Genomic DNA, 13,100 nt, shown 5'->3' on the forward strand with positions numbered 1-13,100 from the left:
CGAGGGGGCCGCCGTTTTCGGGGCCGCCCTCGGGCTTCACGCGGTCAGCGTCGCTTGGCCATCTCGTTGATGAAGCGATCGAACAGCGGCGCCACGTCGTTCGGGCCCGGGCTCGCTTCTGGGTGGCCCTGGAAGCTGAACGCGCTCTTGTCGGTACGCTCGATACCTTGCAGCGTGCCGTCGAACAGCGACTTGTGAATCGCGCGCACGTTGGCCGGCAGGGTCGCTTCGTCGACGGCAAAACCGTGGTTCTGGCTGGTGATCATGACGACGCCGGTGTCCAGGTCCTGGACCGGGTGGTTTGCACCATGATGGCCATGACCCATTTTGACGGTCTTGGCACCCGAGGCCAGGGCAAGCAATTGGTGACCGAGGCAGATACCGAATACCGGAATCTCGGTTTCCAGCACATCCTTGATCGCCTGGATGGCGTAGTCGCAAGGCTCCGGGTCACCCGGGCCGTTGGACAGGAACACGCCATCGGGCTTGAGCGCCAGGACGTCAGCCGCCGGGGTTTGTGCTGGCACTACCGTCACGCGGCAGCCACGTGCGACCAGCATGCGCAGGATGTTCAACTTGACGCCGTAGTCGTACGCGACCACGTGGTACGGCAGCTCGGAGGCTTCGATCGTCGCGTGGCTGTCGGTTTTCAGATCCCAGACCGAGGAGCGCCACTCATACTGCTTCTGGGTGCTGACGACCTTCGCCAGGTCCATGCCCTTGAGGCCTGGAAACCCCTGGGCGGCGGCGATGGCCGCCTCTTCGGAAATGTTGTCGCCGGCCATGATGCAGCCGTTCTGCGCGCCTTTTTCCCGAAGGATGCGGGTCAGGCGGCGGGTATCGATACCGGCAATCGCCACGACATTGTTGGCTTTTAGGTAGTCGGAGAGGGACATCGTGTTACGCCAGTTGCTCGCTACCAGCGGCAAGTCGCGGATGACCAGGCCAGCGGACCAGACACGATCGGACTCAGCGTCTTCCGGCGTGGTGCCAGTGTTGCCGATGTGCGGATAGGTCAAGGTAACGATTTGTTGGGCGTAGGAAGGATCGGTAAGAATTTCCTGATAGCCGGTCATTGCGGTGTTGAACACCACCTCACCAACGGTCTGACCGTCGGCTCCAATGGCTTCGCCGCGAAAAATGCTGCCATCAGCAAGGGCGAGTATGGCTGGCTTAGTCAAGAAGACCTCCCGTAAATAAAGCCTGAAAGGGCGATCGCAGGTTGTAAAAAAGCGGAGTGACGTATGGACACGTCACCCCGCTTGTTCACTGAATTATTCTGCGCGCTTTTAGTGGACACACTAAAGCTGTAGCTTACAGAAAAAGGCTTTTTTGGTCCACCGCTAATGAGCCTGAAAGGCAGGGGAATGCGACAGGTCGTCGCGAAGCGGCGTAAAACGGGGCTCAGTATAACCTGAACCCCGTCTTCAGAGACATCAACGCAGGTCGAGAACATCCTGCATGTCGTACAAACCAGGCTCACGACCATCCAACCAAAGCGCGGCACGCACAGCGCCCTTGGCGAAGGTCATCCGGCTCGATGCCTTGTGGGTAATTTCCAAACGCTCGCCCTCAGTCGCGAACAGCACGGTGTGATCACCCACCACATCGCCGCCACGCACGGTCGCGAAACCGATGGTGTCTCTGTCCCGAGCACCGGTATGCCCCTGGCGCCCGTACACGGCCACTTCCTGCAAATCGCGACCCAGCGCATCGGCAATCACTTCACCCATGCGCAACGCGGTGCCCGAAGGCGCATCGATCTTGTGCCGGTGATGTGCCTCGATGATTTCGATATCCGCATCGTCGCCCAACACTCGAGCAGTCAAGTCCAGCAACTTCAGCGACAGGTTAACGCCGACGCTGAAGTTCGCCGCAAACACAATCGGGATGTCGTTGCCTGCCTCGGCCAGCAATTGCTTTTGCGCGGCATCCAGGCCGGTCGTGCCGATCACCATGGCCTTGCCAGCCTTGCGGCAGATGGCAAGGTTCTTGAGCATCACTTCCGGAAGGGTGAAATCGATCAGGACGTCAAACTCGTCGAGCACCTTTTCCAGCCCACCGGACATTGGCACGCCGATACGCCCAAGCGAGGCCAACTCGCCAGCATCGGCGCCTACCAGCGTACTGTCGGGCCTCACGATGGCAGCGGTCAGGCCCGAAAGCGGCGAGCGTTGCTGCACCGCTTCGACCAGCGCCTTGCCCATGCGCCCCGCGGCGCCCATCACAGCAATACGTCGCATGCCCACTCCTTACAGGTCGCCGAAGAAGCGCTTCACGCCTTCGAACCAGCCAGTGGTTTTTGGGGAGTGGCTATTGTCATCCGCCAGCGAGCTGCGGAACTCTTCCAACAGTTCCCGCTGACGCCGGCTCAGGTTGACCGGTGTTTCTACCGCAACGCGGCACATCAGGTCACCCGCACCACCGCCACGCACCGGCGCCACGCCCTTGCCGCGAATCCGGAATTGCTTGCCGGTTTGCGTCCCCTCAGGGATCTTCAGCTTGACGCGACCATCGAGGGTCGGGATTTCCAGCTCGCCACCCAGCGCCGCATCGACGAAGCTGATAGGCACTTCGCAGAACAAGTGCTTGCCGTCACGCTGGAAGATCGCGTGTTCGCGCACGTTGATGACCACATACAAATCGCCAGTCGGACCACCCTGGGCACCTGCCTCGCCTTCGCCAGACAGGCGGATACGGTCGCCCGTGTCGACACCGGCCGGCACTTTCACCGACAGCGTCTTGTACTCTTCGACACGCCCTTCGCCATGGCAGGCATCGCACGGATCGGAAATGATCTTGCCTTGGCCATGGCAGCGCGGACAGGTCTGCTGGACCGAGAAGAAGCCTTGCTGCATGCGAACCTGGCCGATACCGCCACAGGTAGGGCACGTGACTGGCGAGGAACCCTTCTTGGCACCCGAGCCGTCGCATGGCTTGCAATTGACCAGCGTCGGAACACGGATATTGACCGTGGTCCCCCGCACCGCCTCCTCGAGGCTCAGCTCCAGCGTGTAGCGCAGGTCACTGCCTCGCTGGGCGCCACCACGGGCACCGCCACGGCCGCCACCGAAGAAATCACTGAACACATCGCCGAAAATATCGGAGAAGTTCTGTCCGCCGAAACCGGCACCGCCGCCACCCATGCTAGGATCGACACCGGCATGGCCGTACTGGTCGTAAGCCGCGCGTTTGCTGGAATCGGACAGGACTTCATAGGCCTCGTTGGCCTCCTTGAACATCTCTTCCGAAGCCTTGTCGCCGGGATTACGGTCCGGGTGGTGTTTCATCGCCAGGCGACGATAGGCCTTCTTCAGCTCTGCTTCGCTGGCCCCCCGCTCAACACCCAATACTTCGTAAAAATCACGTTTTGCCATTAGTCTTTGCACTCTTATAGGACGTTCGGCAAACCTCTCCTGAACCTCGCCAAACTCGTTGGGCCTCCATACAGGCCCGAACCCAACTCACGTCGATTCAACGATCCTGGTCTCGGTGCATATCGCCCGGAAAGCAGGAGCATTCCCGAACCCACCGTCAGCACCCGAGCTTTGTCGCATGCTGCAAAAATTCGCTGCCTCCAGACACGCCAACGCGGGAGCAAGCTCCCGCGCGGCGACATCCTACCAGCCACCGCACAAAAGCAGTCAACCGGCCGACCAACAAGCGATTACTTGTTGTCTTTCACTTCTTCGAACTCAGCGTCGACGACATCGTCGGTTTTCTCGGCCGACTCGCCTTGCGGCGCTGCGCCTTCAGCGGGCTGGGCCTGCTCGGCATACATCTTCTGAGCCACTGGCGCGGAGACTTTCGACAACTCTTCGATCTTCGCTTCGATGGCCGCCTTGTCGTCGCCTTTGACGGCAGCTTCAAGGGCAACTACAGCCGCTTCGATCGCCGTTTTTTCTTCGGCGGTCACTTTGTCACCGGCGTCGGCGATCATCTTGCGAGTCGAGTGCACCAAGGCATCGCCCTGGTTACGCGCGCTTGCCAGCTCTTCGAACTTGCGGTCTTCCTCGGCGTTGACTTCAGCGTCGCGAACCATCTGCTGAATTTCTTCTTCGGACAGGCCGGAGTTGGCCTTGATCACGATCGACTGGGTCTTGCCGGTGGCCTTGTCTTTCGCGCCGACGTGCAGGATGCCGTTGGCGTCGATGTCGAAGGTCACTTCGATCTGTGGCACGCCACGTGGAGCCGGTGGAATCTCGGCCAGGTCGAACTTGCCCAACGACTTGTTCTGGGCGGCTTGCTTGCGCTCGCCTTGCAGCACGTGGATGGTCACGGCGCTCTGGTTGTCATCGGCAGTCGAGAACACCTGGGATTTCTTGGTAGGAATCGTGGTGTTTTTCTCGATCAGCGCAGTCATCACGCCGCCCATGGTTTCGATACCCAGGGTCAGCGGGCTGACGTCGAGCAGCAGAACGTCCTTCACGTCACCGGCCAGAACGGCGCCCTGGATGGCAGCACCCATGGCAACGGCTTCGTCAGGGTTCACATCCTTACGAGCTTCCTTACCGAAGAAATCGGTTACCAGCTTCTGCACCAGCGGCATACGGGTCTGGCCGCCGACCAGGATCACGTCGTTGATCGAACCCACGTCGATACCGGCGTCTTTCATCGCAATGCGGCAAGGCTCGATGGTGCGCTGAACCAGGTCTTCAACCAGCGCTTCGAGCTTGGCGCGGGAAATCTTCACGTTCAGGTGCTTCGGACCGGTGGCGTCTGCGGTGATGTACGGCAGGTTGACGTCGGTCGACTGGCTCGAGGACAGTTCGATCTTGGCTTTTTCAGCGGCTTCTTTGAGGCGCTGCATGGCCAGCGGGTCACCCTTGAGGTTCATGCCGCTTTCTTTCTTGAACTCATCGACGAGGTAGTCGATCAGGCGGATGTCGAAGTCTTCACCACCGAGGAACGTGTCGCCGTTGGTCGCCAGCACTTCGAACTGGTGCTCGCCGTCGACTTCAGCGATCTCGATCACGGAAACGTCGAAGGTACCGCCACCCAGGTCGTAAACGATCACGGTGTGATCGCCCTTGGCCTTGTCCATGCCGTAGGCCAGAGCGGCCGCGGTTGGTTCGTTGATGATGCGTTTTACGTCCAGGCCCGCGATGCGGCCGGCGTCTTTGGTCGCCTGACGCTGGCTGTCGTTGAAGTAAGCAGGGACAGTGATAACCGCCTCAGTCACTGCTTCGCCGAGGTAATCTTCGGCGGTTTTCTTCATTTTCTTCAGGATTTCAGCCGAGATCTGTGGCGGCGCCATTTTCTGGCCGTTCACTTCAACCCAGGCGTCGCCGTTGTCAGCCTTGGCGATCTTGTAAGGCACCATCTTGATGTCTTTCTGAACGACTTCTTCGTCGAACTTGCGACCGATCAGACGCTTCACCGCGTACAAGGTGTTATGCGGATTGGTCACAGCCTGACGCTTGGCGGACTGACCCACCAGGATTTCGCCATCGTTGGCGTACGCGATGATCGACGGCGTGGTGCGCGCGCCTTCAGCGTTTTCAATAACCTTGGCCTTGCCGTTTTCCAGCACGGAGACGCACGAGTTGGTGGTCCCCAGGTCGATACCGATAATTTTGCCCATCTTGACTCTCCCGGAACTTGGATTTTGTTGCCGCAGCATTGGTGGTTAACTGCGGTAGCACTTAAACGCTTGACTTCTTAATGGGGCCGTTTCGCCCGATTTCAAGCCTGCTCATCAATAGAAGGCGAAACCGGCGCTGGCGCCTTGCTGACCACAACCATGGCCGGGCGCAGCAGACGACCGTTGAGCAGATAGCCTTTCTGGAACACTTTCAGCACGCTGTTTGGCTCGACGTCTGCACTTTCCTGCATCGCCATGGCCTGATGGTGCTCGGCGTTGAAGGGTTCACCGTGAGGATCGATCGCTTCAAGCTGGTAACGCTTGAGCGTGTCCTGGAACATTTTCAGGGTCAGCTCGATGCCTTCACGCATTGGACGGATGTTCTCGTCGTCCGGGTTGGACAGCTCCAGACCCCGCTCCAGGCTGTCGATGATCGGCAGCAGGTCGCCAGCAAAACGTTCCAGGGCGAATTTATGAGCCTTTTCCACATCCTGCTCGGCACGACGGCGGACGTTCTGCAGATCGGCTGCTACACGCAACGCCTGATCCTGCGCACCGGCCAGTTGCTCTTCGAGCACTTGTACACGTGCCGCCAGGTCTTCACCCGAATCCTGGGGAGCCTGATTGGCGTCTAGATTTTGGGTGTCCTGCGTCTGTTCGTCAGCCATAGATTTCTCCTTTCAATTTCGTCCGCGAGCTCGACTCGCGCTTCTGCCCCGGTATATGGGGCCGGGTTTTCCAGCTTCAAGGGCCATCTGACGAATTAACCCTACAAAAGGCAGCAGCATAGTCATTCCTCGCAGCACTAAGGAATCGGTTGGTCCAAGCAAATCGAGCTAAGCGCAGGCATTGTCAGCGCGAAACAAAACACTGTATAAATAACCAGACCTAATGCCTGGGAGCGGCCTTATGCTGGTGCACCTGTCCGTACACAACTACGCCATCGTCGAACATCTCGACCTCGAACTCGATCGAGGCATGAGCGTGATTACCGGTGAAACCGGTGCCGGCAAATCGATCATGCTCGACGCCCTGGGACTGACACTTGGCGACCGCGCTGACAGCGGCGTGGTACGTCCCGGTGCGGAAAAGGCCGACATCCTGGCGACATTCGACCTCGTCGACATCCCCGAAGCCAGCGCCTGGCTGGCCGAGCGCGACCTGGACACCGATGGGCTGTGCATCCTGCGCCGGGTCATCACCGCCGAAGGCCGCTCCCGAGGCTATATCAACGGCACCCCTTGCCCCCTCGGCGACCTCAAGGCACTCGGCGAACTGCTGATCGATATTCACAGCCAGCATGAACACCAATCGCTGCTCAAGACCGACACACATCGTCGCTTGCTCGACGAGTACGCGGGTGCCACCGACCTGGCCCGCCAGGTTCAATTGGCCGCCCAACGCTGGCGACAGACCCGGCAGGAACTGGATCGACTTTCCAACTCAGGCGATGAACAACGGGCCCGCCACCAACTGTTGAGCTACCAGCTTGAAGAGCTGGAAAACCTGGCCCTGGGCGAAAACGAGCTGGAGGAACTTGAGCAGGAGCACAAGAACCTGACCAATGCCGAGGCACTCCTCGGTGTCTGTCGGCAAGTGGTCGAGCAATGCAGCGAAAGTGATTCCGGCAATGTGCTCAGTGCGCTGACCGCAAGCATCAACCGACTTTCCAGCGTCAGCAATGCCGTGGGAGCCCTGGGCGAAGCGAGCAACCTGCTGACCAGCGCCCAGATCCAGGTCGAAGAAGCCGTCGGGGAGTTGAACCGCTTCCTTGATCATTTCGACGCCGACCCGGCACGCCTCCAGTTTCTGGAAGAGCGCCTGGACACTATCTATACGCTGGCCCGCAAGCATCGCGTCCAGCCAACCGATGTCGTCGAATTGCAGCAACGGCTGCTGGAGGAACTGGAAAGCCTGAACGCCAATGATGAATCCATCGAGCGGCTCGGGGATGAACTGGCGTCCTTTGCGCGCCATTACCAGGAAAAGGCCAAGGAGCTCAGCGAATTGCGCCGACAAGCCGCGACGGGCTTGGCGAGCGCGGTAGAACAGGAGATCCAGCGCCTGGGCATGCCAGGGGGCCGATTCACCATCGAACTGCACCCTAACGGCGGTGATGATCTTCAGCCTAACGGGCTGGAGCAAGTGGAACTGCTGGTCAGCGCCAACCCCGGGCAACCCCTTAAAGCATTGGCAAAAGTGGCTTCCGGCGGCGAGCTGTCGCGTATCAGCCTGGCCATCCAGGTGATCACAGCGCAGACATCGCGGGTGCCAACGCTGGTGTTCGACGAGGTGGATGTCGGCATTGGCGGCCCTACGGCGGAAATTGTCGGCCAGTTGCTGCGCAGATTGGGCGAGCGTGGACAGGTCCTGACGGTCACTCACCTGCCCCAGGTTGCCGCCCAGGGACACCAACATCTATTTGTCCACAAGGTGCGCGGCGAAGACGCCACTCGTACCGCAGTGTCCAAACTCAACAAAAATGAACGCGTGGAAGAAGTCGCTCGGATGCTCGGGGGAATAGACCTGACCAAGGAATCCTTGGCCCACGCTAAAAAAATGGTGGTTGCGGCGAAAACCTGACATAGGCCGTTGAAAAAAAGAAGGCGACCCGAGGGTCGCCTTCTTTTGTTCTGAGGGCCTGAGCCCACGTCACAAGCTTATTTGCGCTTGCGCACATGCAGGACGAGATGGTGATCGATCAGCTCGAAGCCATACTCCTCAGCAATAGCCTTTTGCAGTTGCTCGATTTCAGGGCTGATGAATTCGATGACTTCACGGGTCTCAACATCCACCATATGGTCATGGTGCTCCCCGTCAGCCAATTCAAAGACAGCATGACCGCCATCGAAGTTATGACGAGCGACCAGCCCGGCAGCTTCGAATTGAGTCAGGACACGGTAGACCGTGGCCAGACCGACATCCTCGCCAGCTTCCATGAGCGCCTTATAGACGTCTTCGGCACTCATGTGGCGCTGCTCGGCAGAGTCGAGCATTTGCAGAATCTTGACCCTTGGCAGGGTCACTTTGAGGCCGGCTTTGCGTAGTTCGCTATTTTCAACCATGGTCAGCTTTCTCGCGATGCTGCTTCGCAGCTTCTCTTAATGCGGGTATGATCGGTGTTTACGTTGTCCCAGCCAAGATAGTGGAAGTCGCCCACCGATGCAAAACACCAAGCTCTTGCTAACCAGTTTCACCTTCGTGGGACTGCTCGCACTCGCCGGTTGTTCATTCCCCGGGGTTTACAAAATCGACATCCAGCAGGGCAATGTCGTCACGCAGGACATGATAGACCAGTTACGCCCGGGAATGACCCGCCGGCAAGTACGGTTTATCATGGGCAACCCTCTGTTGACCGACACGTTTCATGCCGATCGCTGGGATTACCTGTACAGCTTGCAGCCAGGCGGCGGCGAGCGGCAGCAGGAACGCATCAGCGTTATTTTCAATGCCAATGATCAACTCGTCAGCTTGTCGGGAGATTTCATGCCCGGCGTGAGCCGCGACGAGGCCATCATGGGCAAGGATAGCGGCACCACGGTCACCGACCCGACCCAGAACACCGAACAGCCGAAACCGGAAAAACCGGCCAAGCCAGGTTCGCTGCTGGATCAGATCCAGAAGGACGTGGACAACGTCGAGACCGTACCTGTCCCGACGCCAGAACCTCTGGATACCTCGCCGCAATAAATCGCGACAATAAAAAACCCGGCATGCCGGGTTTTTTATTGCCTGCAATACAAGCCAGTTTTTTATTCAGTTCGACGAGCCTGGGCTGCCTTGGCCGCCCGCAGGCGACGAATTTCCTTGGGGTCAGCCAACAATGGCCGGTAAATCTCAAGCCGGTCGGCTGGCTGCACCAGCTGCCGGTCCGGATCTGCGACCACCCGACCAAAAATCCCGATCGGACTCGTCGTCAAATCCAGCTCCGGAAAATCCGCAGCGATACCCGACGACATCAGGGCAGCACGAACAGATGTCCCTTCCTTGACGGCGAATCGTCGCAATACCTGACGATCGACACCGGCATACACCACTTCTATCTCAATCAACGCTTGAGCTCGGCATTCTGCTTGGCACGCTGGCAAAAAGCGTCGACCAGGGTGTTGGCCGCCTGATTGAACAACGGGCCTAACGTCGCCCGCACCAGCGGCCCGGCGTAATCGAACGACAGGTCCAGGCTGATCTTGCAGGCTTTCTCACCCAGCGCCTTGAACACCCAGACGCCATGGAGCTGATTGAAAGGCCCTTCCTCAAGGTTCATCTCGATGGACTGGCCCGGCACCAAGGTGTTACGAGTGACAAAGTGCTGGCTCAACCCGCCCTTGGCGACATTGAGGCTCGCGCGCATATGGGTTTCGGAGCTTTCGAGCACCTCGGCGGACGAGCACCAGGGCAGGAATTGCGGGTAACTCGCCACGTCGTTGACCAAGTCGTACAGCGCCTGGGCCGGATAGGGCAGGAGGGCCGAGCGTTGAATATGTGTCGTCATGTAAGCGTCACTTCCACAGCTGGGTGGCAAACACTACAAGAATGCCAATGGGCGCCACATAGCGCATCAAGAACAGACTCAAGGCGAACAATACAGGACTGCGTAGCGACAGCTCATCGCGCACGGCTTCACGCCCCATGATCCACCCTGCAAACACCACGAAACACAAACCGCCCAAGGGCAACATGATCCGCGACGTGAAGAAATCAATCACACCGAAGAAATCCAGCCCTCCGGTTGCTCCCCACTGATAGAGGTGGAACAGGTGGCCTTCGTTCACGAAAAACTTTGCCTGCTTCCATATATTGAAGGAAAAAACCGTACCCAGCCCCACGAACCAGCAAGTGAAAGCCAGCCAGAAAGTCACCCAGGCACGACTGAGGCGAGTCCGCTCAACCAGATAAGCCACCATCGGCTCGAGCAAGGAAATGGCCGAACTCCAGGCGGCAATCGCCACCAGGACAAAAAACACCACGCCCATCACTTGGCCGAACGCCATGCTGCCGAAGGCAAATGGCAGGCTGACGAACATCAGCCCCGGCCCCTCGCTAGGGTTCAGGCCAGCAGCGAACACAATGGGAAACAATGCCACCCCAGCCAACAACGACACGAAGGTGTCCAGCAGCGCAACGCCGACGACTGTCTTGGTGAGAGAGGCGCTCTTGGGCATGTAGGCGCCGTAGATCATGATCGAACCGACCCCCACGCTCAGGGAGAAAAAAGCGTGCCCCATGGCCGGCAACAGTCCATCCATGACTTTTTCCGGCTGGAAATCGAACATGAAATGCACGCCCTCCATGAAGTGCCCCGTGGTCATGCTGTAGCCCAGCAGCACCAGGATCATCACGAACAGCAGCGGCATCATGATTCGCAGGCTGCGCTCAAGGCCCGCGACGACACCACGGGCAATCACGACGGCGGAAAGCACCATGAACAGCGTGTGCCAGAGCGTCAGCCTCCAGGGATCGGCGATCACGCTCCCAAAGTAGGCGCCAACCTGATCGGGCGTTGCGTTCTGGAAGTCGCCGCGCCCCATGTCGATGATGTAGTCCAGCGACCAGCCACCGACCACGCTATAGAACGACAGGATCAGCAGCGCCGTGATCATCCCGGCGAATGCGCCCCAGGACCACTTCGACGAATGCCCCGCCTCCACCGCCAGCACTTTCAGGGCATTGGCCGGACTTTGCCGGGCGCGACGACCGATCAGCGTCTCAGCCAACATCACCGGCGCACCGATCAGCGCGATGCACGCCAGGAACATCAGCACGAAGGCGCCGCCGCCATAGACACCGACCATGTACGGAAACTTCCAGATACTACCCAGCCCGACGGCCGAACCGGTCGCGGCGAATATGAAGACCCAGCGGCTAGCCCAACTGCCGTGGACAGAAACCTTGTCTGTCGACATCGTGATCACGCCCAAGCGTTCAAAAAAGAGGCCGCATTGTCCGGGATTCATGCAACCTGCTCAAGCACACAGGTTCACCGTAGCCGACACGCACGCAACTGCCTATAATGCCGCCCCTATGGCTAAACAGAAGAAACACCCCACAGGGACCATCGCGCAAAACAAAAAGGCGCGACACGATTACTTCATCGAACAACGTTTCGAGGCTGGCATGGTCCTGGCCGGTTGGGAAGTAAAGAGCTTGCGTGCCGGCAAGGCGCAACTGGTCGACAGTTATGTCTTGCTCAAGGACGGCGAAGCATGGCTGCTGGGCAGTCATATCACGCCGCTGACCACCGCCAGCACCCACGTCATCGCCGACCCTGTGCGCTCGCGCAAGCTGCTGCTCAACAAGCGCGAGCTGGAGAAGCTCTTCGCTTCCGTGCAGCAGAAGGGTTATGCCTGCGTCTGTACATCGCTGTACTGGAGCAAGCACTTGATCAAGTGCGAGATCGCGCTGGGCAAGGGCAAGAAGGAATACGACAAGCGTGATACCGAACGCGAGCGCGATGCCGGTCGCGAATTGCAACGTGCGGTGCGCAACAAGGGCAAGGAAGAGTAGCCAGCCCGGAGCGACCGTGGGTGCGTGCTTGATTGCGATAGCGTCGTCACATCGACTGTAGATGTGTCAAATAGACCGCTATCGCGAGCAAGCTCGCTCCCAAAAGGTCCGCAAGCTCGATCAGATGCCCTTGCGCCGCTCCGCTCGCGCCACCCGCTGCACTTCCTGACGCACCTCTTCCAAGACTTCCTGCACGTACAAGATGTGTCGGCTGGACACTTCCCGCGCCAACTCGGCGTGCCCGTCCATGATGGCTTGATAAAGCTCCCGATGCTGGCTGATCAGCATGTCGCGCGTCTCGCTGCGCTGCTTGTACATGCCGCCGATATTGGTCACCACATTGCGCTTGAGCAGGTCGAACAATCCACGGATCGTATGCAGTAAGACAGCGTTATGGCTGGCCTCGGCGATCGCCAGGTGAAAACGCGCATCTGCCGCGCCCTCCTCTGCGCGGCTCACGTCCTCGTGGCGCGAATAACAATCCTGCAACGCTTCAAAGGCTGTCGTCAGCCGCTCCCGATCAACCTCCGTGGCCCGAAGTGCTGCGTAATAAGCGCAGGACGCTTCCAGGGTATGCCGGAACTCAAGCAAGTCGCGCTGCGCTTCGGGGTTGCTTTCCAAGAGGTGCAGCAGCGGATCACTGAACGTCGAGCCCAGCGACTCCACAACATAGTTGCCGCCGCCCTGGCGACTGATCAGCAAGCCCTTGGCCGTCAGTTTCTGGATCGCTTCACGCAACGAAGGACGTGACACGCCGAACTGCTCGGCCAGGGTCCGCTCGGCCGGCAACCGCTCGCCGGATTTCAACGTGCCCTCAAGGATCATGCCTTCAAGCCGCTCGACAATATCGTCAGACAAACGGCGCTGACGAATCTGATCAAACCCCATAACTCGACTCTCCACGGACCCGACAGCTCGCCGGGCTCTCTATTCTCGCCCATCCGAGCCCCTTCCACACCTATCAAAAACCACGGATGCCGACGGGGCGGATGCCATCGGCTGGGTGTTATGC

Annotated in this window: 13 protein-coding genes; 3 read left to right on the plus strand and 10 right to left on the minus strand. The window is 59.2% G+C overall.

Annotation, left to right across the window (positions count from 1 at the left end; genetic code table 11):
• Positions 1 to 44: 44 nt before the first annotated feature.
• From carA to grpE, 5 genes are all read right to left on the minus strand, one after another.
• Positions 45 to 1,181: a glutamine-hydrolyzing carbamoyl-phosphate synthase small subunit gene (gene carA / locus J3P81_RS21205; protein ID WP_420765584.1), complete on the minus strand. Its 1,137-nt coding sequence runs from the start codon at positions 1,179 to 1,181 to the stop codon at positions 45 to 47.
• A gap of 255 nt (positions 1,182 to 1,436) precedes the next feature.
• Positions 1,437 to 2,243, minus strand: coding sequence for a 4-hydroxy-tetrahydrodipicolinate reductase (dapB, locus tag J3P81_RS21210; RefSeq protein WP_434560719.1), 807 nt, complete (start codon positions 2,241 to 2,243; stop codon positions 1,437 to 1,439).
• A gap of 9 nt (positions 2,244 to 2,252) precedes the next feature.
• A complete protein-coding gene (gene dnaJ, locus J3P81_RS21215; RefSeq protein ID WP_420765586.1) occupies positions 2,253 to 3,377 on the minus strand; it encodes a molecular chaperone DnaJ in 1,125 nt (374 codons plus the stop codon).
• 290 nt (positions 3,378 to 3,667) lie between these two features.
• Complete coding sequence (dnaK, locus tag J3P81_RS21220; RefSeq protein ID WP_420765587.1) at positions 3,668 to 5,584, minus strand: molecular chaperone DnaK; 1,917 nt, start codon at positions 5,582 to 5,584, stop codon at positions 3,668 to 3,670.
• Positions 5,585 to 5,685: 101 nt separating this feature from the next.
• The gene (gene grpE, locus J3P81_RS21225) at positions 5,686 to 6,252 is read right to left on the minus strand and encodes a nucleotide exchange factor GrpE (protein WP_039592327.1); all 567 of its coding nucleotides are present in this window, start codon (positions 6,250 to 6,252) and stop codon (positions 5,686 to 5,688) included.
• A 241-nt stretch (positions 6,253 to 6,493) separates the two neighbouring features.
• On the opposite strand from grpE, the gene recN reads away from it, so the two are divergent.
• The gene (gene recN, locus J3P81_RS21230; RefSeq protein ID WP_420765588.1) at positions 6,494 to 8,167 is read left to right on the plus strand and encodes a DNA repair protein RecN; all 1,674 of its coding nucleotides are present in this window, start codon (positions 6,494 to 6,496) and stop codon (positions 8,165 to 8,167) included.
• Between the two features lie 77 nt (positions 8,168 to 8,244).
• Here recN and fur read toward each other — a convergent pair whose 3' ends face one another.
• Positions 8,245 to 8,649 carry a ferric iron uptake transcriptional regulator gene (fur, locus tag J3P81_RS21235; protein WP_420765589.1) on the minus strand — a complete coding sequence of 135 codons (405 nt, stop codon included), beginning with the start codon at positions 8,647 to 8,649 and terminating at the stop codon, positions 8,245 to 8,247.
• 97 nt (positions 8,650 to 8,746) lie between these two features.
• Here fur and bamE point away from each other — a divergent pair, with 97 nt between their 5' ends.
• Positions 8,747 to 9,274 carry an outer membrane protein assembly factor BamE gene (gene bamE, locus J3P81_RS21240; RefSeq protein ID WP_039592330.1) on the plus strand — a complete coding sequence of 176 codons (528 nt, stop codon included), beginning with the start codon at positions 8,747 to 8,749 and terminating at the stop codon, positions 9,272 to 9,274.
• Between the two features lie 62 nt (positions 9,275 to 9,336).
• On the opposite strand, the gene J3P81_RS21245 is transcribed toward bamE, so the two are convergent.
• Genes J3P81_RS21245 through J3P81_RS21255 form a run of 3 tightly spaced genes read right to left on the minus strand, consistent with a single transcriptional unit; the run spans position 9,337 to position 11,487 of the window.
• Positions 9,337 to 9,636, minus strand: a complete 300-nt coding sequence (locus J3P81_RS21245) for an RnfH family protein (protein WP_434560721.1) — start codon at positions 9,634 to 9,636, stop codon at positions 9,337 to 9,339.
• Positions 9,633 to 10,076, minus strand: coding sequence for a type II toxin-antitoxin system RatA family toxin (locus J3P81_RS21250; RefSeq protein ID WP_420765592.1), 444 nt, complete (start codon positions 10,074 to 10,076; stop codon positions 9,633 to 9,635). Before J3P81_RS21250 ends, J3P81_RS21245 begins: the two co-directional genes overlap by 4 nt.
• Before the next feature lie 7 nt (positions 10,077 to 10,083).
• Entirely contained in the window at positions 10,084 to 11,487 is a 1,404-nt protein-coding gene (locus J3P81_RS21255; RefSeq protein WP_434560723.1) for a sodium-dependent transporter, read from the minus strand.
• Positions 11,488 to 11,605: 118 nt separating this feature from the next.
• Between J3P81_RS21255 and smpB the strand changes: the two genes are divergently transcribed.
• Positions 11,606 to 12,088: an SsrA-binding protein SmpB gene (gene smpB / locus J3P81_RS21260; RefSeq protein ID WP_434560725.1), complete on the plus strand. Its 483-nt coding sequence runs from the start codon at positions 11,606 to 11,608 to the stop codon at positions 12,086 to 12,088.
• Positions 12,089 to 12,208: 120 nt separating this feature from the next.
• Here the strand turns inward: smpB and J3P81_RS21265 are convergent, their stop codons facing one another.
• The gene (locus tag J3P81_RS21265) at positions 12,209 to 12,976 is read right to left on the minus strand and encodes an FCD domain-containing protein (protein WP_420765594.1); all 768 of its coding nucleotides are present in this window, start codon (positions 12,974 to 12,976) and stop codon (positions 12,209 to 12,211) included.
• Positions 12,977 to 13,100: the final 124 nt, after the last annotated feature.

Origin of the sequence: Pseudomonas sp. R1-6 (assembly GCF_051132115.1) — a bacterium.
In the GTDB taxonomy this organism is placed as follows: domain Bacteria; phylum Pseudomonadota; class Gammaproteobacteria; order Pseudomonadales; family Pseudomonadaceae; genus Aquipseudomonas.

Bases quoted from the DNA above. Each gene is read 5' to 3' on its own strand.
- dapB (WP_434560719.1), bottom strand. From the start codon at position 2,243: ATGCGACGTATTGCTGTGATGGGCGCCGCGGGGCGCATGGGCAAGGCG.
- dnaJ (WP_420765586.1), bottom strand. From the start codon at position 3,377: ATGGCAAAACGTGATTTTTACGAAGTATTGGGTGTTGAGCGGGGGGCC.
- dnaK (WP_420765587.1), bottom strand. From the start codon at position 5,584: ATGGGCAAAATTATCGGTATCGACCTGGGGACCACCAACTCGTGCGTC.
- grpE (WP_039592327.1), bottom strand. From the start codon at position 6,252: ATGGCTGACGAACAGACGCAGGACACCCAAAATCTAGACGCCAATCAG.
- recN (WP_420765588.1), top strand. From the start codon at position 6,494: ATGCTGGTGCACCTGTCCGTACACAACTACGCCATCGTCGAACATCTC.
- fur (WP_420765589.1), bottom strand. From the start codon at position 8,649: ATGGTTGAAAATAGCGAACTACGCAAAGCCGGCCTCAAAGTGACCCTG.
- bamE (WP_039592330.1), top strand. From the start codon at position 8,747: ATGCAAAACACCAAGCTCTTGCTAACCAGTTTCACCTTCGTGGGACTG.
- J3P81_RS21250 (WP_420765592.1), bottom strand. From the start codon at position 10,076: ATGACGACACATATTCAACGCTCGGCCCTCCTGCCCTATCCGGCCCAG.
- J3P81_RS21255 (WP_434560723.1), bottom strand. From the start codon at position 11,487: ATGTCGACAGACAAGGTTTCTGTCCACGGCAGTTGGGCTAGCCGCTGG.
- smpB (WP_434560725.1), top strand. From the start codon at position 11,606: ATGGCTAAACAGAAGAAACACCCCACAGGGACCATCGCGCAAAACAAA.
- J3P81_RS21265 (WP_420765594.1), bottom strand. From the start codon at position 12,976: ATGGGGTTTGATCAGATTCGTCAGCGCCGTTTGTCTGACGATATTGTC.